Origin of the sequence: Kluyvera intermedia (genome assembly GCF_034424175.1) — a bacterium.
GTDB lineage: Bacteria > Pseudomonadota > Gammaproteobacteria > Enterobacterales > Enterobacteriaceae > Kluyvera > Kluyvera intermedia.
Genome location: NZ_CP139986.1, coordinates 1,528,839 through 1,546,521 on the forward strand (window position 1 = coordinate 1,528,839; position 17,683 = coordinate 1,546,521).

General features: G+C 53.2%; 17 protein-coding genes. 13 read left to right on the forward strand and 4 right to left on the reverse strand.

Annotated elements, in window-relative coordinates; translation table 11 throughout:
• Positions 1 to 5: 5 nt before the first annotated feature.
• The 6 genes from U0026_RS07400 to purF all read left to right on the forward strand — a co-directional run bounded on the left by U0026_RS07400 (position 6) and on the right by purF (position 6,354).
• Complete coding sequence (locus tag U0026_RS07400; RefSeq protein WP_062772690.1) at positions 6 to 665, forward strand: DedA family protein; 660 nt, start codon at positions 6 to 8, stop codon at positions 663 to 665.
• 196 nt (positions 666 to 861) lie between these two features.
• Positions 862 to 1,776 (forward strand): acetyl-CoA carboxylase, carboxyltransferase subunit beta, encoded by a 915-nt coding sequence (gene accD, locus U0026_RS07405; RefSeq protein WP_062772687.1) that lies wholly within the window; start codon positions 862 to 864, stop codon positions 1,774 to 1,776.
• Between the two features lie 72 nt (positions 1,777 to 1,848).
• On the forward strand, positions 1,849 to 3,117 hold the full coding sequence (gene folC, locus U0026_RS07410; protein ID WP_062772812.1) for a bifunctional tetrahydrofolate synthase/dihydrofolate synthase: 1,269 nt from the start codon (positions 1,849 to 1,851) through the stop codon (positions 3,115 to 3,117).
• Positions 3,107 to 3,781, forward strand: coding sequence for a cell division protein DedD (gene dedD / locus U0026_RS07415; protein WP_062772684.1), 675 nt, complete (start codon positions 3,107 to 3,109; stop codon positions 3,779 to 3,781). The genes folC and dedD overlap by 11 nt, the downstream gene beginning before the upstream one ends.
• A 533-nt stretch (positions 3,782 to 4,314) precedes the next feature.
• Positions 4,315 to 4,803 (forward strand): colicin V production protein, encoded by a 489-nt coding sequence (cvpA, locus tag U0026_RS07420; protein WP_062772681.1) that lies wholly within the window; start codon positions 4,315 to 4,317, stop codon positions 4,801 to 4,803.
• Positions 4,804 to 4,836: 33 nt separating this feature from the next.
• Positions 4,837 to 6,354, forward strand: coding sequence for an amidophosphoribosyltransferase (gene purF, locus U0026_RS07425; protein WP_062772679.1), 1,518 nt, complete (start codon positions 4,837 to 4,839; stop codon positions 6,352 to 6,354).
• Between the two features lie 98 nt (positions 6,355 to 6,452).
• Here purF and U0026_RS07430 read toward each other — a convergent pair whose 3' ends face one another.
• The gene (locus U0026_RS07430; RefSeq protein ID WP_062772676.1) at positions 6,453 to 8,420 is read right to left on the reverse strand and encodes a glycoside hydrolase family 127 protein; all 1,968 of its coding nucleotides are present in this window, start codon (positions 8,418 to 8,420) and stop codon (positions 6,453 to 6,455) included.
• Between the two features lie 7 nt (positions 8,421 to 8,427).
• Entirely contained in the window at positions 8,428 to 9,831 is a 1,404-nt protein-coding gene (locus U0026_RS07435) for an MFS transporter (RefSeq protein ID WP_062772673.1), read from the reverse strand.
• 347 nt (positions 9,832 to 10,178) lie between these two features.
• On the opposite strand from U0026_RS07435, the gene U0026_RS07440 reads away from it, so the two are divergent.
• The 7 genes from U0026_RS07440 to hisP all read left to right on the forward strand — a co-directional run bounded on the left by U0026_RS07440 (position 10,179) and on the right by hisP (position 16,127).
• Positions 10,179 to 11,192 carry a LacI family DNA-binding transcriptional regulator gene (locus tag U0026_RS07440; protein WP_062772809.1) on the forward strand — a complete coding sequence of 338 codons (1,014 nt, stop codon included), beginning with the start codon at positions 10,179 to 10,181 and terminating at the stop codon, positions 11,190 to 11,192.
• A 41-nt stretch (positions 11,193 to 11,233) separates the two neighbouring features.
• Positions 11,234 to 11,803, forward strand: coding sequence for a UbiX family flavin prenyltransferase (locus U0026_RS07445; protein WP_062772671.1), 570 nt, complete (start codon positions 11,234 to 11,236; stop codon positions 11,801 to 11,803).
• A 292-nt stretch (positions 11,804 to 12,095) separates the two neighbouring features.
• The gene (gene argT, locus U0026_RS07450) at positions 12,096 to 12,878 is read left to right on the forward strand and encodes a lysine/arginine/ornithine ABC transporter substrate-binding protein ArgT (protein ID WP_062772668.1); all 783 of its coding nucleotides are present in this window, start codon (positions 12,096 to 12,098) and stop codon (positions 12,876 to 12,878) included.
• A gap of 222 nt (positions 12,879 to 13,100) precedes the next feature.
• A complete protein-coding gene (gene hisJ / locus U0026_RS07455; RefSeq protein ID WP_062772665.1) occupies positions 13,101 to 13,883 on the forward strand; it encodes a histidine ABC transporter substrate-binding protein HisJ in 783 nt (260 codons plus the stop codon).
• A gap of 63 nt (positions 13,884 to 13,946) precedes the next feature.
• Positions 13,947 to 14,633 carry a histidine ABC transporter permease HisQ gene (locus tag U0026_RS07460; protein WP_062772662.1) on the forward strand — a complete coding sequence of 229 codons (687 nt, stop codon included), beginning with the start codon at positions 13,947 to 13,949 and terminating at the stop codon, positions 14,631 to 14,633.
• A complete protein-coding gene (locus tag U0026_RS07465; protein WP_062772659.1) occupies positions 14,630 to 15,346 on the forward strand; it encodes an ABC transporter permease in 717 nt (238 codons plus the stop codon). The genes U0026_RS07460 and U0026_RS07465 overlap by 4 nt, the downstream gene beginning before the upstream one ends.
• Positions 15,347 to 15,353: 7 nt before the next feature.
• Positions 15,354 to 16,127, forward strand: coding sequence for a histidine ABC transporter ATP-binding protein HisP (gene hisP / locus U0026_RS07470; protein ID WP_062772656.1), 774 nt, complete (start codon positions 15,354 to 15,356; stop codon positions 16,125 to 16,127).
• A gap of 13 nt (positions 16,128 to 16,140) precedes the next feature.
• Here hisP and U0026_RS07475 read toward each other — a convergent pair whose 3' ends face one another.
• Positions 16,141 to 16,653 (reverse strand): GNAT family N-acetyltransferase, encoded by a 513-nt coding sequence (locus U0026_RS07475; protein ID WP_062772654.1) that lies wholly within the window; start codon positions 16,651 to 16,653, stop codon positions 16,141 to 16,143.
• Positions 16,654 to 16,759: 106 nt separating this feature from the next.
• Positions 16,760 to 17,662 carry a TIGR01777 family oxidoreductase gene (locus U0026_RS07480; RefSeq protein WP_062772651.1) on the reverse strand — a complete coding sequence of 301 codons (903 nt, stop codon included), beginning with the start codon at positions 17,660 to 17,662 and terminating at the stop codon, positions 16,760 to 16,762.
• Between the last annotated feature and the right edge of the window lie 21 nt (positions 17,663 to 17,683).

Sequence of the window (17,683 nt, forward strand, 5' to 3'; positions counted from 1 at the left end):
ACAATATGGATCTTATTCGTTTTTTAATTGATTTCATCCTGCATATTGATGTGCATCTGGCGGAGCTGGTCGCGCAATACGGCGTCTGGGTTTATGCCATTTTGTTCTTGATCCTGTTTTGTGAAACCGGATTAGTGGTGACGCCATTCTTACCGGGCGACTCGCTGCTGTTTGTTGCTGGCGCGCTTTCCGCGTTGCCAACCAATGACCTGAACGTGCACCTGATGGTGGTGTTGATGGTGATTGCTGCCATCATCGGGGATGCGGTGAACTACACGATTGGCAGAGTGTTCGGTGAAAAGCTCTTTAGCAATCCGAACTCGAAAATCTTCCGTCGTAGCTACCTCGATAAAACGCATGCGTTCTATGATAAGCACGGCGGTAAGACGATAATCCTGGCGCGATTTGTGCCGATCGTCAGAACATTTGCGCCATTTGTGGCGGGAATGGGACATATGTCCTATCGTCATTTTGCACTCTATAACGTCACCGGCGCGCTGCTGTGGGTATTGCTGTTCACCTACGCGGGCTATCTGTTTGGCGACCTGCCTATCGTTCAGGAAAACCTGAAACTGCTGATTGTGGCGATTATCGTGCTGTCGATATTGCCCGGCGTTATCGAGGTGATTCGTCACCGTCGCGCGGCAGCCAAACAGGCTAAATAAACATAATACACAGGGCACGATTCAGCCGTGCCCTGCTACGGCATGTTTCGCGGTTCGACCACTTTTTTATGCCAAGTTTCGGGCTGTTATGTTTTAATGTGCAACATTCATGGTCTATGAGGGGCGAAAGTGGCATTATGCGCGCCCCCTTAATGGCAAAACTGGCATCGACCAGGTTCAGGCAGAAAGGTTATCAATGAGCTGGATTGAACGAATTAAAAGTAACATCACACCTACCCGTAAGGCGAGCATCCCGGAAGGGGTATGGACCAAATGCGATAGCTGTGGTCAGGTTTTGTATCGTGCGGAGCTGGAGCGTAACCTCGAGGTTTGCCCGAAGTGCGATCACCACATGCGTATGTCAGCGCGTAATCGCCTGCATAGCCTGTTGGATGAAGGGTCCCTGGTTGAGCTGGGTAGCGAACTTGAGCCAAAAGATCTGCTGAAGTTCCGTGACTCTAAAAAGTATAAAGACAGACTGGCCTCTGCTCAGAAAGAAACCGGCGAGAAAGATGCGCTGATTGTCATGAAAGGCACGCTGCACACCATGCCGGTTGTTGCTGCGGCTTTTGAGTTCTCCTTCATGGGCGGCTCAATGGGTTCCGTTGTTGGCGCGCGCTTCGTCCGTGCTGTTGAGCAGGCGCTGGAAGATAACTGTCCACTGATCTGTTTCTCTGCCTCCGGTGGCGCACGTATGCAGGAAGCGCTGATGTCGCTGATGCAGATGGCGAAAACCTCAGCGGCGTTGGCGAAAATGCAGGAACGCGGTTTACCGTATATCTCCGTGCTGACCGACCCAACCATGGGTGGTGTCTCTGCGAGCTTCGCGATGCTGGGTGACCTGAATATCGCTGAGCCAAAAGCGCTGATCGGCTTTGCGGGTCCACGTGTTATCGAACAGACCGTTCGTGAGAAACTGCCGCCGGGCTTCCAGCGCAGTGAGTTCCTCATCGAGAAGGGGGCAATCGACATGATCGTTCGCCGCCCTGAAATGCGTCTGAAGCTTGCCAGCGTCCTGGCGAAGCTGATGAATCTCCCGGCACCAAACCCGGATGCACCGCGTGAAAGCGTGGTCGTACCGCCGGTACCGGATCAGGAACCAGAGGCCTGATAATGCAAAGGGCAGGGCCGGATGGCTCTGCCCTTTTTGCTTCTACTCACCGTTGTTGGACGTTGCGACACCATGGACAAACATCTTATTCCTCAGGCCACGTCGCCCCTGGCTACGTGGCTTTCTTATCTGGAAAACCTCCACTCAAAAACCATCGATCTTGGCCTGGCGCGTGTCAGTCTGGTCGCTGAACACCTTGACGTGCTTCAACCAGCGCCATTTGTATTCACCGTGGCGGGCACTAACGGTAAAGGTACGACCTGCCGTACGCTGGAAGCCATCCTGATGGCGGCGGGTTATACCGTTGGGGTTTATAGCTCCCCGCATCTGATTCGCTACACCGAGCGCGTACGTGTGCAGGGCGGCGAACTGATTGAAAGTGCGCACACCGCCTCTTTTGCGGCGATCGAAGCGGCGCGCGGCGATACGTCGCTGACCTATTTTGAATACGGTACGCTTTCGGCACTGTGGTTGTTTAAACAGGCGAAAGTGGATGTGGTGATCCTTGAAGTTGGTTTGGGTGGACGCCTGGACGCCACCAACATCGTGGATGCGAATGTTGCGGTGGTGACCAGCATTGCGTTGGATCATACCGACTGGCTGGGGCCAGACCGCGAAAGCATTGGCCGCGAAAAAGCAGGCGTGTTCCGTGGTGGACGCCCGGCAATTGTCGGTGAACCTGATATGCCGCACACTATCGCCGATGTCGCACGTGAGAAAGCCGCGGTGCTGCGTCAGCGTGATGTTGACTGGCGCTATACGGTTGAGGACGATAGCTGGACGTTCAGCGACGCTGAAGGCGAATTGCGCGGGCTGCCGTTACCCCAGGTGCCTCAGCCCAATGCGGCAACAGCGCTGGCGGCACTGCGAGCAAGCCAGCTTGCTGTGAGCGAAGAGGCTATCCGCGAGGGTATCGCTAACGCTCTCCTGCCGGGCCGTTTCCAGATCATCCAACTTGAACCGCGGGTAATCCTGGACGTTGCGCACAACCCCCATGCCGCGGCCTACCTTGCCGGGCGTCTCAAATCATTGCCGAAAACCGGGCGAGTACTGGCGGTTATTGGTATGCTGCATGATAAGGATATTGCCGGTACGTTGGCATGCCTGGATGAAGTGGTCGATAGCTGGTATTGCGCGCCTCTTGAAGGACCGCGCGGTGCGACGGCCCAGCAGCTGCGCGAGCAGCTGCGTGCGGGAACCCTTTATACCAGCGTTGCGCAAGCATGGCATGCCGCCATGGCTGACGCAGCGCCTGAAGATACGGTGCTGGTGTGTGGATCATTCCACACGGTAGCGCATGTGATGGAAGAGTTAGACGCGGGGAGAGCCGGTGGCAAGTAAGTTTCAAAACCGTCTTGTTGGGACGATAGTATTGGTTGCGCTGGGCGTTATTGTGCTGCCAGGGCTGCTTGACGGGCAAAAAAAACATTATCAGGATGAATTTGCTGCGATTCCACTGGTGCCAAAACCGGGTGACCGCGACGAGCCTGATATGCTGCCTACAGCGACTCAGGCTCTGCCAGCGCAGCCGCCTGAGGGGGCTGCCGAAGAGGTGAGAGCGGGGGATGCTGCGGCACCTTCACTGGACTCCAGCCGACTGGCAGTCAATGGCAATGGCGATCTGGAACAGATCCCACCTGCTGCGGAGCTACCAAAACCGAAGCCGGTCGAAAAGCCGAAGCCTAAACCACAGCCGGTTACCGAACCTACCGTAACTGCGCCGCCACCGAAACCAGCCGCGGAAGATAAGCCCGCGCCGGTAGGTAAAGCCTATGTCGTGCAGCTTGGCGCGTTGAAGAATGCCGATAAGGTGAACGAAATTGTCGCCAGCCTTCGCGGTGCAGGCTACCGTGCTTACACGTCGCCTTCGACGCCAGTTCAGGGTAAAATTACCCGAATTCTGGTAGGGCCAGATGCCTCGAAAGATAAGCTGAAAGGTTCGCTTGGCGAGCTGAAACAGTTGTCGGGGTTAAGTGGCGTAGTGATGGGATACACGCCGAACTAGGGCGAAGGTTTTTCCCCTCACCCCGGCCCTCTCCCCAGAGGGGCGAGGGAGAAAGTCGGAGCCGGATTTATCAACGGCTCTCTACGGTCGCTCTCCCCAGAGGGGCGAGGGAGAAAGTCGGTGCCGGATTTATCAACGGCTCTCTACGGTCGCTCTCCCCAGAAGGGCGAGGGAGAAAGTCAGAGCTGGATTTATCAACGGCTCTCTACGGTCGCTCTCCCCAGAGGGGCGAGGGAGAAAGTCGGTGCCGGACTTAACAACGGCTCTCAGCGGTCGCTCTCCCTATAGGGGCGAGAGTGAAAGCCGGTACCGAACTTATCAACGGCTCTCTACGGTTCCCTCTCCCCTGCGGGGAGAGGGCTAGGGTGAGGGGTCTGGACAACGCTGAAAACGACCAAAAAACGATGGCGTTGAATATTTTTTCAGCGCCATTTTTTATTTATGCCAGGGAAGGAAATCCCTACGCAAACGTTTTCTTTTTCTGTTAGAATGCGCCCGAACTGGATGACAGGGCGTAAAATCGTGGGACATTTATGGTCTGGATTGATTATGCCATTATCGCGGTACTGGGCTTTTCTTGCTTAGTGAGCCTTATCCGCGGCTTCGTTCGTGAAGCGTTATCGTTGGTAACCTGGGGCTGTGCCTTCTATGTTGCCAGCCATTACTACACGGAACTGTCTGTCTGGTTTACGGGCTTTGAAGATGAACGAGTTCGAAATGGGATTGCTATTGCGGCGCTGTTTATCGTGACGCTCATCGTTGGTGCTATCGTGAACTATGTGATAGGCCAACTGGTGGAAAAAACCGGTCTGTCGGGTACAGACAGGGTATTGGGGATCTGCTTCGGCGCTTTACGTGGGGTGCTGATTATCGCCGCTATCTTGTTTTTCCTCGACACTTTTACCGGAATGGCGAAAAGCGATGACTGGCTACACTCGCAGTTTATTCCCTATTTCTCACCCGTCATCAGATGGTTTTTTGACTACCTGCAAAGCTCGTCAAGTTTCTTGCCCAAGGTATAAACCTTGGGTCGTTGCTGAACGAGGAAAAGACGTATGTGCGGTATTGTCGGTATCGCCGGTGTCATGCCGGTTAACCAGTCGATTTATGATGCGCTAACGGTGCTTCAGCACCGTGGTCAGGATGCCGCTGGCATCATCACCATTGATGCCAACAACTGCTTCCGGTTGCGTAAGGCGAACGGCCTGGTCAGCGATGTCTTTGAAGCTCGCCACATGCAACGTATGCAGGGCAACATGGGTATTGGCCATGTGCGTTATCCAACAGCGGGCAGCTCCAGTGCTTCTGAAGCTCAGCCTTTCTACGTCAACTCCCCGTACGGTATTACGCTTGCGCACAACGGCAATCTGACCAATGCGCATGAGTTACGTCAAAAGCTGTTTGAAGAAAAACGCCGTCACATCAACACCACTTCCGATTCTGAAATCCTGCTCAATATCTTTGCCAGCGAGCTGGATAACTTCCGTCACTATCCGCTGGAAGCCGATAACATTTTCGCCGCGATCGCAGCAACCAATCGCCAGATCCGCGGTGCCTATGCCTGCGTGGCGATGATTATCGGCCACGGTATGGTTGCTTTCCGCGACCCTAACGGTATCCGCCCGCTGGTGCTGGGCAAGCGTGATATTGGCGATGGTCGTACCGAATATATGGTGGCCTCCGAAAGCGTAGCGCTGGATACGTTGGGCTTCGAATTCTTGCGTGATGTCGCGCCTGGCGAAGCTATCTACATTACTGAGAAAGGGCAGCTGTTTACCCGTCAGTGTGCCGATAACCCAGTCAGTAACCCGTGCCTGTTCGAATACGTCTACTTTGCGCGTCCGGACTCCTTTATCGACAAAATTTCCGTCTACAGCGCCCGCGTTAATATGGGCACCAAGCTTGGCGAGAAAATTGCGCGTGAATGGGAAGATCTCGACATCGACGTGGTGATTCCTATTCCGGAAACCTCTTGCGATATCGCCCTGGAAATCGCCCGCATTCTGGATAAACCGTACCGCCAGGGGTTTGTGAAAAACCGCTACGTTGGCCGTACCTTTATCATGCCGGGTCAGCAGCTGCGTCGTAAATCTGTACGCCGTAAGCTCAACGCTAACCGCGCTGAGTTCCGCGATAAGAACGTGTTGCTGGTGGACGATTCCATTGTGCGTGGCACCACCTCCGAACAGATTATCGAAATGGCGCGTGAAGCCGGTGCGAAGAAAGTGTACCTGGCCTCAGCGGCTCCGGAAATTCGCTTCCCGAACGTCTACGGTATCGATATGCCAACCGCCACCGAGCTTATCGCTCACGGGCGTGAAGTGGATGAGATTCGCCAGATCATCGGCGCAGACGGTCTTATCTTCCAGGATCTCAACGATCTGATTGAAGCGGTACGTGCGGAGAACCCCGATATTCAGCAGTTTGAATGTTCAGTGTTTAATGGCGTGTATGTGACCAAAGATGTTGACCAGGCTTATCTTGATTTCCTCGACTCACTGCGCAATGACGACGCCAAAGCCGTTCAATTGCTCAATGAAGTTGAAAGTTTAGAGATGCATAACGAAGGGTGAGTCAAGGCATGCCGGATGGCGACGCTTTGCGTCTTATCCGGCCTACGTTCCACTCGCTTTGTAGGCCGGATAAGGCGTAGCCGCCATCCGGCTTTTTATTACACCTCGTCCATCCAAATCCGCATTTCGCCTTCTACCCGGTTGGCCCAGCTAAACCACGGAATAAAGGTTAAGGTCTGTTTTTCGACCGACGTCTGACGATTATCGAAGCTGTACAACGGTTTCTCGCCCTCAGCGGTCAGCACGCGTTGCCCCTGTGCTTGCAGCAATATTTTGCCCTTGAGCACGCCCGTGCCCTGAATTTCCCGCAGCTCGCTTGTTTTTGGCAGCGACAGGTTATGCAGTTCGGTGCCGTTATCCGCTTCTTCCAGACAATACACCAGCGGCCCACGCTGAATAGCGACTTTGCCCGCCGCATGACGCACCAGTGGGTTAGCATAGACGCGGCGAATGGTCATAGGCAGATTGAGGGTAATGATGTCTCCAGCTTGCCACTGACGGTGCAGATGCAGGTAGCCCTTGATAATCTTACCCTGCGCTATTTCCCCATTTACCTGCACGCATGGTGCCTCACACCATTCAGGCAAGCGTAACGCCAGCGTGTGGCTGACTGCCTGCGGTTGGATGATGGTGAGAGTAACCCGTTCATCCCACGGATAGTTGCCGGAAATGTTTAGCGCCAGCGTCTGCCCGTTAACCGTAAATTGTGCCTCGCTCCCGGCGTAGAAGTTGATAAACAGTGCGTCCGGGCGTGGGGTGAAAATGTAGTGACCAATAGCAACCAGGGTGCGGGCAATATTTGGCGGGCAGCAGGCGCAGCCGAACCAGCGCTGACGAACCGGTTTGATATGGTCGTAAATATGGTTGTGTGGAATGCTTTTTGGGTGCGTTTCCAGCGGGTTAACGTAGAAGAAATGTTTACCGTCCAGCGCCATCCCGCCGAGCACCGTGTTATAAAACGCACGTTCCATCACGTCCGCATAGTGGGCATCGCCCTCCATCTCCAGCATCCGGCGGGCAAACATCATCAGGCCGATGGACGCGCAGCTTTCGCCGTAGGCGGTATCGTTGGGCAGATCGTAGTCGCTGGTAAACGCTTCACCAATGCCTTGTGAGCCAATGCCGCCGGTGATGTACATCCGACGCTGAACCATATTGTTCCAGATGCGCAGGCAGGTCTGACGCTTCTCCTCGTCGCGCGTCATGCGCGCAATATGCGCAAGCCCGGTCATCAGGTACACCGAACGCACCGCGTGACCCACGGCTTCGCTCTGCTCAGAGAGCGGCTTGTGTGCATGGGTGTATGTCTTGTCTTTGATCATTCCCGGCCAGGCGTCGCCCCATCCGATCCAGTGCCGGGTGCCGCCGCGTTTTGCTGACTCGATATCGTAATAGTACGGTTGTTTGCCACGTTCCTCGACGAAGTAACAGGCCAGCGCCTGGTAGCGCGGTTCCTGGGTCACTTCGAATAAACGCATCAATGCTAGCTCAATTTCTGGATGCCCCGGATAGCCATGCAGTTGGCCTTCGTTCGGGCCGAATACGCTATCAATGTAATCGGCAAAGCGGCAGGAGATCTCAAGCAAGCGGCGTTTGCCAGTGGCGTTAAAGAATGCCACTGCTGCTTCAAATAGATGCCCGGCACAGTAAAGTTCGTGGCACTCGGCGAGGTTGCTCCAGCGTAACTCAGGCTCTTTAACGGTGTACCAGGTGTTGAGATAGCCATCTTCACACTGCGCCTGGGCCAGCAGTTCAATCACCTCATCAGCGGTTTTTTCAAGCGCGGCATCGGGCTTCTGGCTTAAAGACCAGGCCACCGCTTCCAGCCATTTAGTGACGTCACTATCCTGGAAGACCATGCCGTAAAACTCACCTTGCTCAAGGCCTGCGGCGATACGGTAGTTAGCCAGCGCGTGGCTGGGTTCTGCCTCGGCAATGTTGTCGTTTAACGCTTCCCACTGGTATGGGATCACCACGTCACGGATCAGGCGCTGGTATTCACCCAAAAAGGGGTCGGTAATGGTGATGTTGTTTAAATCAGCTTCAATCACATCAGACTGCATCATAGTTACCTCAAGAAATGTGTGAATGTCGTTGGTGAAGATCGGAGGAAATACGTTCCATCATTGGCCCATTCAGGCGGCATTTAAGCAGGCACAACGCCAGTGCCAGGTGGAATAGGGCGGGGACGATGCTTTGTATCAACGTGATGCCCGAAAGCGAGGCCGCGGTCTGGTTTTCCAACCCCGGTTGATAGGCCACCATGATCAGCAGAATACTGATGATGCCACCGGAGGAGGCCCACGACAGCTTGATGAAAAACAGGTTGAAGGCGAAGTTCATCCCGGTTGAGCGCACGCCGTTTTTCCACTCACCGTAGTCATCGGCAAACGCCATGATCGAAAAGTGCAGCGGCAGGGTGAATCCAAGGATCACGCTATTAAGCGCAATGCAGCCCAACCACAGCATGCGGTATTGCGGCCCGGTTGGCAGGAACCACATCGCGATGCCAAACACCACCAGAATGAGGTTGGTGTAGTAATACAGGCGCACCATATCGAAACGGCGTGAAAGCGGATTTACAATCATGGCACCGGCAATACCGGCGATGGTCAGTACGCCGAAGAACAGCGACATATACCCGGCTCCGCCTTCCAGCACGTAGGAAATAAAGTACATATAGCCACCGCCGCGAATACACAGAATATTCACCAGCAGGAACGACATCACCAGCATCATCAGCAACTGATCGTTTTTACGCAGCCCAGCAAGGTGCTGGCGGATCGTAAAATTACCCACCACCGACAGCGGTACGCGTTCTTTGACCCAGAAGAAGCACAGTAAAAACATCACCACGCCAATACCACACAGCACGGCAACCCCGTACTGGTAGCCTTTCGCCAGATTACCGTGGCCGAAGAACTCAACCATCCACGGTAATCCTACAGACACCAGGAACCCCGCAATGCCGCTTAATACAAAGCGCCAGGACTGGCAGGACATCACCTGATCGGGGCGATTGGTGACGGCATTAATCAGCGCACAGTAAGGGACGTTGTTAGCGGTATAGCCGAGAGATAGCAGGAAATAGGTGCCGAATGCCCAGGCGATTTTCATGTTGGGGCTGATATCCGGGACGGTGAACGTCAGGATACCGATAATGCCCAACGGCAGCGCAGTCCACAGCTGCCACGGGCGGAATCGCCCCCAGCGGCTGCGGGTTCGGTCAGCCAAAATGCCCATGACGGGATCGGAGACGGCATCGAAAATACGTAGAACAAAAAACATGATGCCGACAATCGCGGGGCTTAAGCCGAAAACGTCGGTATAGAAAAACAGTAAAAAACCACTGATCAAATCGGAGATGCAATGCCCGCCGGCATCGCCAAATCCATAGCCTATCTTTTCGCGGGTAGAAAGCTTCTCCCCCGCATCAACTGTCTTTACATCAGTATCCAGGTTATCAGCAATTGTCATAACCAATCCTCGAACAGGGTGTGATGATTTAAAAAGTCATTACGGCGTATCTCTGACGGTTTTTAGTAAATATCTAACGGCGCCGAGCATAGAACCTGGGAGGGGGCGTGGTATACAGGAGGTGTTTGAAAGGGTGAAATTGATCTTATTTTTACTAGAAATAAATCTTAAAGAGTGATCCTTATCGCAATTGACCGTGTAATCTATGCTTGTTGAGGGTGAAATGTGATTTGGAGCTTGTTTTTAATAAACTGTTTAGTAAAAATTAATGCTTCAGTTATTCGTATTCATCCACTGCATGATATTCTCTGATGGACGTTGTGGTTAATCGCCGGAAAATAAATGAAATGGTTAAGAAAACTCGAATCAAAGATATCGCTGTAGCCAGCGGCGTATCTATTGCTGCGGTGTCACGAGCCTTGAAAGGGCAGCCAGGATTAAGCGACGAAACGCGCCAGCGTATTGTGTCGATTGCGCAGGCACAGGGATATGACTTTAGTCGTTTACGTAATGGGCGTATCAAGCGTCTGCTGTTTCTGTTGCATCGCGAACATAACATTGCCAGCGCGCTGCCATTTTATTCCACGGTGATGCTGGGCGTAGCAGATGCCTGTCGGGAACATGAAGTGGCGATGAGTTTTCAACCCATTGGCCCGGATGATGTTGTGGCTGAACTGATAAACTTGCATCAGCCGGACGCGTTAATTTGTGCGGGCTATCTGGAGCCCGAAGTATTGGCGGAGCTGCGCTTAACGACATTACCGGTGGCGCTGGTCGATTTGTGGGCGGCTGACTTTCCGTGTGTCAATCCGGATAATTACCATGGCGGTTTTGTGGCGACGCGCCATCTGCTGGAGCAGGGCAGAACGCGTATCGCGTTTCTTGGCACCTCGCAACGTCACTACAGTATTCGTCAGCGCGTCGAGGGCTACCAGCAGGCTTTGTTTGATGCCGGACTGACGCTGCCTGCGGAGTACCGTATTGAAGTCCCGCCAGTGAAAGATATTGAGCATGCGCTGGTGGATGGCATGACCCGACTGCTGGCGCTCCCCGAGCCTCCTGATGCTATCTTTGCGTACAACGATGTGGCGGCGCTGGTGGCAATGCGCGAATGCGCTCGCCGTGGTATTCGCGTACCGGAGGAGATTGCGGTTGTCGGTTTTGATGATATTGACGCCGCCGCGTGGGCGCATCCCCCGCTTTCAACGGTGGCGGTCGATAAGCGCGAGCTCGGACGTGACGCTTTCCAGTTGTTGATGAATGATGAGAGTGAAAGGAGCTTGCTATTACCGGTACGTCTGGTGGCACGTGAAAGTTCGGTCACCGACAGTCACGCATCACGGTTGCGTCTGGCGCCGTAATCCGGCAAAGTTTGCACCATTATGGAAACAGGGCGGTTTGTGTGAAACGACTCATCATTGGTATTTCTGGCGCGAGTGGTGCTATTTACGGCGTACGCTTATTACAGGTGCTGCGTACTCTTCCGGATGTGGAAACCCATCTGGTGATGAGTCAGGCTGCCCGACAGACGCTGGCACTGGAAACCGATCTTTCACTGCGCGATGTTCAGGCGCTGGCCGATGTGGTGCATGATGCCCGCGATATCGCCGCCAACATCTCATCCGGTTCATTTAAAACCGCTGGTATGGTCATTCTGCCGTGTTCGATGAAGACGCTTTCCGGCATCGTCAACAGCTATACCGATGGTTTGCTGACCCGTGCGGCCGATGTGGTGCTCAAAGAACGCAGGACGTTGGTGCTGTGCGTGCGAGAGACGCCGTTGCATCTGGGGCATCTGCGATTAATGACTCAGGCTGCTGAAATTGGTGCGGTAATTATGCCGCCCGTGCCTGCGTTTTATCACCGCCCGCAGACGCTGGATGATGTTATTAATCAAACCGTCAACCGTGTGCTGGATCTCTTTGATATCGAACTGCCGGAAGATCTCTTTGCCCGCTGGAACGGCGCGTAATCACGCCCAAAGAAAGTGCATGACCTCTTAATTGCCCTGTCTTAGGGCAATTCTGCAACACCGATCAAATCCTCGATATTTAATCATCTCATTTGCGTTTTTGTGCTCGATTTATGCGCTGCGGCTGATATCTTTCCTTGTGATCACCTTTCATTATCTTTTTGTTAACAAATTTAACATCGCTTGTTCCGGCGATGCTAAAGATGGCACAGAAGATGCAAACAAGGTTATGCAGACACAGCACAACATAATTATGAGCAGTTAACGACATCACGATTTAATAGGGGAATGTATGAAGAAGACGGTTCTGGCTCTCTCTTTGCTGCTGGGTCTCAGCAGCGCCTCCAGCGTATTCGCCGCACTGCCGCAAAGTATTCGTATCGGCACTGACGCGACGTATGCGCCGTTCTCCTCGAAAGATGCTAAAGGCGATTTTGTCGGCTTTGATATCGATCTGGGCAATGAGATGTGTAAACGTGCCAGCATCAAATGTACCTGGGTGGGTAGCGATTTTGACGCGCTGATCCCGTCGCTGAAAGCGAAGAAAATTGACGCCATTATCTCTTCGCTGTCGATAACCGAAAAACGCCAGCAGGAAATTGCCTTCTCCAACAAGCTCTACGCCGCGGATTCACGTCTAATTGCCGCCAAAGGCTCGCCAATTACGCCAACGCTGGATGGTCTTAAAGGCAAGCATATCGGGGTGTTACAAGGCTCAACGCAGGAAGCCTACGCCAACGAAAACTGGCGCAGCAAAGGCGTCGATGTGGTGGCCTATCAAAACCAGGATCTGATCTACTCCGACCTCACAGCAGGCCGTCTGGATGCTGCTTTACAAGATGAAGTCGCCGCCAGCGAAGGCTTCCTGAAACAGCCTGCCGGTAAAGAATTTGACTTTGCTGGACCGTCGGTGAAGAACAAAAAATACTTTGGCGATGGCACCGGGATAGGCATGCGTAAAGACGATACCGAGCTGAAAGCGGCGTTTGATAAAGCGCTGGCGGAACTGCGCGCCGATGGCACCTACGACAAGATGGCGAAGAAGTATTTCAACTTCAACGTCTACGGCGACTAATCGCGCCGGATGTATCATCATGGTGCATTGATTTTTCGGTGCACCATGATCGTGCGTTTTTTGCTCGAAAGTTACGCATGCTTGCATAATTAAGCATTTTGAATGAGAAAAAAGCCAACCAACAGGGCAGAATGCTTTGCCTTGATGGGCCGAAAGGTGGCACGATAACCGCTCAGATTATTTCGAAAAAACCCACAAGAATTACTGTCTGTTGAGGATAATATGAAAAAACTGGCGTTATCTTTATCTCTGGTCTTAGCGCTTGCGTCTGCTTCAAGTGCATTTGCAGCAGTTGGGCAAAAAGTGCGTATCGGTACTGACCCTACGTATGCACCGTTCGAGTCTAAAAATGCACAGGGTGAATTGGTGGGTTTTGACATTGATCTGGCAAAAGAGCTGTGTAAGCGCATCCAGGCACAATGTACCTTCGTGGAAAACCCGCTGGACGCCCTGATCCCCTCGCTGAAAGCGAAGAAAATCGATGCCATTATGTCATCGCTGTCGATCACGGAAAAACGTCAACAGGAAATCGCCTTTACCGACAAACTTTATGCTGCCGACTCTCGTCTGGTAGTCAAAAAGGGTTCTCCGGTGACACCTGACCTCGCAACTCTTAAAGGCAAGCGTGTGGGTGTGCTGCAAGGCACCACTCAGGAAACCTACGGTAACGAACACTGGGCGCCAAAAGGTATTGAAATCGTCTCCTACCAGGGCCAGGACAATATCTACTCTGACCTGACTGCCGGTCGTATTGACGCGGCATTCCAGGACGAAGTGGCGGCGAGTGAAGGTTTCCTGAAACAGCCAATCGGTAAAGACTACCAGTTCGGTGGCCCGTCGATTAAAGACGAGAAACTGTTCGGTGTAGGCACCGGTATGGGGCTGCGTAAAGACGATACCGAATTGCTGAATGCGCTGAACAAGGCTTTTGCCGAGATGCGCGCGGATGGCACTTACGACAAGCTGGCGAAAAAGTACTTCGATTTTAACGTCTACGGCGAGTAATCATCACGAGTAATCCATCGCCTGGCATGACCGGGCGATGGGCGTCACGACAGGACTGGCAGCATGCTGTACGGGTTTTCACAGGTTATTTTTCAGGGCGCGATAGTGACGCTTGAGCTGGCACTTAGCTCAGTGGTGCTGTCCGTGCTTATTGGTCTGGTCGGCGCGGGGGCAAAGCTCTCCCGAAATCGCGTACTGGCGTTAATTTTTGAGGGCTATACCACGTTGATTCGTGGCGTTCCCGACTTAGTCCTTATGCTGCTGATTTTTTACGGTCTGCAGATGGCGTTGAACGTGGTGACCGACTCGCTCGGATTATCACAATTTGATATTGATCCGATGATAGCCGGGATTATTACCCTCGGTTTTATCTACGGCGCGTATTTTACGGAAACCTTCCGTGGTGCGTTTATGGCGGTACCCAAAGGCCATATTGAAGCCGCGACGGCTTTTGGCTTTACCGGAGCGCAAACCTTCCGTCGGATTTTATTTCCCGCGATGATGCGCTACGCGCTGCCGGGTATTGGCAACAATTGGCAGGTGATTCTAAAAGCCACCGCGCTCGTCTCTTTGTTAGGGTTGGAAGATGTGGTGAAAGCCACCCAACTTGCCGGAAAAAGCACCTGGGAGCCATTTTACTTCGCCATCGTCTGCGGTTTGATTTATCTGCTGTTTACCACCGTTTCCAATGGCGTGTTGCTGCTGCTCGAACGCCGCTACTCCGTGGGTGTAAAGAGGGCTGACCTGTGACAGAGATTATTCAGGAGTACTGGAAAGCGCTGCTGTGGAGTGATGGTTACCGTTTTACCGGTGTGGCGATTACGCTGTGGCTGCTGGTATTGTCGGTGGTGATGGGCGGCATTATGGCGCTCTTCCTGGCCATTGCCCGCGTCTCGAGCAACAAATATATTAAATTCCCGGTGTGGCTTTTTACCTATATTTTCCGTGGAACACCGCTGTATGTGCAGCTACTGGTGTTCTACTCCGGGATGTACACGTTGGAAATTGTCAAAGGCACCGAGATGCTCAACGCCTTTTTCCGCAGCGGCCTGAACTGTACCGTGCTGGCTTTGACACTAAATACCTGTGCGTATACGACTGAGATTTTTGCGGGTGCGATCCGCGCAGTTCCTGCGGGTGAGGTGGAAGCGGCACGTGCCTACGGCTTCTCGTCGTTTAAACTTTATCGCTGCATTATTCTGCCATCAGCGCTGCGCATTGCGCTGCCGGCCTACAGCAATGAAGTTATTCTGATGCTGCATTCTACGGCGCTGGCGTTTACCGCTACCGTACCTGACTTACTGAAGATTGCGCGCGATATAAACTCTGCAACCTATCAACCGTTTACCGCCTTCGGTATTGCGGCGGTGCTTTATTTAATGATTTCTTACGTGTTGATTAGCCTGTTCCGCAAAGCGGAAAAGCGCTGGTTACAGCATGTGCAACCGTCTTCTACGCACTGAGAACATAATGTCGGATAAAAAACTTAGCATCATCGATCTGCACAAACATTATGGCGAGCATGAAGTGCTGAAGGGCGTATCGCTGCAGGCGAACGCTGGCGATGTGATCAGCATTATCGGTTCGTCCGGTTCAGGTAAAAGTACCTTCTTACGCTGCATCAACTTCCTCGAAAAACCGAGTGAAGGCACGATTGTTGTCAATGGGCAGAATATTGGTCTGGTCCGTGATAACGATGGGCAACTGAAGGTGGCGGATAAAAATCAGCTGCGTTTACTGCGTACCCGACTGACCATGGTGTTTCAACACTTCAACCTCTGGAGCCATATGACGGTGCTGGAGAACGTGATGGAAGCGCCCATTCAGGTATTGGGATTAAGTAAGCAAGAGGCTCGCGCACGGGCAGTCAAATACCTGGCGAAAGTAGGTATTGATGAACGTCAGCAGGCGAAATATCCGGTACATCTCTCCGGTGGTCAGCAGCAGCGCGTGTCTATTGCGCGTGCGCTGGCGATGGAGCCGGAAGTGTTGCTGTTTGATGAACCGACCTCTGCGCTTGACCCTGAACTGGTCGGTGAGGTGCTGCGTATTATGCAGCAGCTTGCGGAAGAGGGAAAAACCATGGTTGTCGTGACTCACGAAATGGGCTTTGCGCGGCATGTCTCCTCTCACGTGATTTTCCTGCATCAGGGGAAAATTGAGGAAGAGGGCGAGCCAGATGAGGTCTTCGGCAACCCAAAAAGCGCACGTCTACAGCAGTTCTTGAGCGGTGCGCTAAAATAACGTCTTATCGCCCTCACCGCTCGGTGAGGGTATTTTCTCGCCGGTATACCCAGTCGTCGTAGTATTCCCCATTGAGAACGTAGGCTTTTTCAAGCACCTGCGTGCGGGTAAAACCGTGTTTTTCCAGCAGCCGTGACGAACCTTGATTAACCCCCAATACCCACGCATTAATGGCGTGTAGCGACAACTGATTAAAGCCGTAGTCACAAAGTGCAGCGAGCGCCTCACTGGCATACCCTTTGCCCTGAGCTTCAGGGAGAAGCGCGTAGCCGACATCGGCTTCATGAGGATTTTTATGGCTAACACGCAGGCCGATATCACCTAATGTGGCACCATTTTCATCACGGATGATAAAGATATTCGGTTCTTCACATCGCTGGATGAATAACGCACGTATCGCCACCTCGTCCAATACTTCGCCCATAAAACGCATGACGTCACTGTTTTCTCGAAGCGACAGAAAAAAAGGCCAGTCTTGTTCGTTAAACGGAGAAAGCAGCAAACGTGGAGTTTTGAGGGTGACCATAGTGAGACCATTGCGCGAGAACAAAGAAACACCTTAGCACCCAAAAAGATGCGATAACAAGGCCTTAACGGTTAAGCGATGCGCATCCGCAGATTCAACGCGGGCGTTAAGCACGCTTTCCGAGAATATCCCCCAGCGCGTCATCCAGATCATACCAGCGGAAGGTAAAACCGGCGGCTTCCAGACGTTTTGGCAACGCGCGCTGACCACCCAACACCAGTACCGAAGATTCGCCCATCAGCAGGCGTATCACCGTCGCAGGAACGCGTAAGATTGCGGGGCGCTCCAGCGCGTGCCCCAGGGCGTGCGAAAATTGTTCGTTATGCACCGGGTAGGGGGAAACCATATTAAAGGGCCCGCGGAGATCGTGGTCGAGTAGCCATAGGATACCGTTGACCATATCGTCAATGTGGATCCAGGCCAGATACTGTCGACCATTGCCGATAGGGCCACCGAGCCCGAGCTTAAACGGCGGCAGCATTTTGCCGAGGATCCCACCTTTGGCGGCAAGTACCACGCCGGTGCGCAGTAGGCAAACACGGGTTCGGTCACTTTGCGCGGTGCAGGCGATCTGCTCCCAACGAGCGCAAAGCTTGTGGGTAAATTCGTTATGCGGCGGTTCTTCTTCCGTTACGACCACTTCGCCGAGATCGCCGTAGTAACCGATAGCAGAGCCGGAAACCAGCACCGCAGGTGGAGTATCGCTTGCCTGAATCAGTTCGCTTAGTCGCTGGGTTATCGTCCAGCGACTGTCGCAGAGTTTATGCTTTTGCGCCTCGGTCCAGCGCTTGTCGGCAATCGGTTCACCAGCGAGGTTAATGACGGCGTCTATGCCGTCAAGTGATGTAATATTCTGTAGTCCGGGCCATATCTTTACGCGCGCATCCAGCGTCTGGCGCGCTTTCTCAGGCGTTCGGGTTACCACGCAGACCGTGTGACCCAGCGTCATTAAACGTGGGATCAGATGGCGACCAATAAGCCCGGTGCCACCGGTAATCAGAATTTGCATGCGACCTCCCAGCGAAGGAGC